This window comes from Herbaspirillum sp. RV1423, from assembly GCF_000577615.1.
GTDB lineage: Bacteria > Pseudomonadota > Gammaproteobacteria > Burkholderiales > Burkholderiaceae_D > Herbaspirillum.
Window position 1 is genome coordinate 1 of record NZ_CBXX010000089.1, and the last position, 584, is coordinate 584.

The window sequence follows — 584 nt, forward strand, 5'->3', positions numbered from 1 at the left end:
AAATGGCGTGGCGCCATTACGCCGATTACGGAGTGGCTCCTTTACGCCGCAAATCCGGTGGCGCCATTACGCCGACAATCTGGTGGCGCCTTAACGCCGATTACGGAATGGCTCCTTAACGGCGAAAATTCACACTCCCCAGCAGCAGAAATGAATACGAAAATCGACGAGACGACGATTAAAGCTAGAGTGGATATGCTCACCCAAGTGATCGCAGAGATGAAAGTTGCTAAGTTCGAGAAGGAACTGGATTTTCTGGAAAAATCCAAGCGTGTCCCGCTCCTAAATGATATTCGCTCAGGAGAAACACTCCAATATGAAGATAGGCAACAACGCACAATCATGCTCAAGAAGAGCAATGATTAAATCTCCGGAGAATGCGATGACACCACAAGCTACCACGCATTGGTCTGAATTGACGTTTGTTGTCGTAGATGTCGAAGGAAACGGGCGTGTGCGAATTTTTGTGTAAACGGGGTTTCGTTTAATTCATAGAAATACGTTCACCGAACTGGATGGTGAACCTAGTTAGCGCAGCTTTCCAATCCCGGATTGGCAGTGTCCACTTTTTACTGATGTTGCGC

Annotated in this window: 1 protein-coding gene; it reads left to right on the plus strand. The window is 47.6% G+C overall.

Translation table 11 applies throughout. The features are described from left to right. Positions 1–366: hypothetical protein (locus tag RV1423_RS30470; protein WP_034303968.1), on the plus strand; the 366-nt coding region annotated here is incomplete at its 5' end. Positions 367–584: the final 218 nt, after the last annotated feature.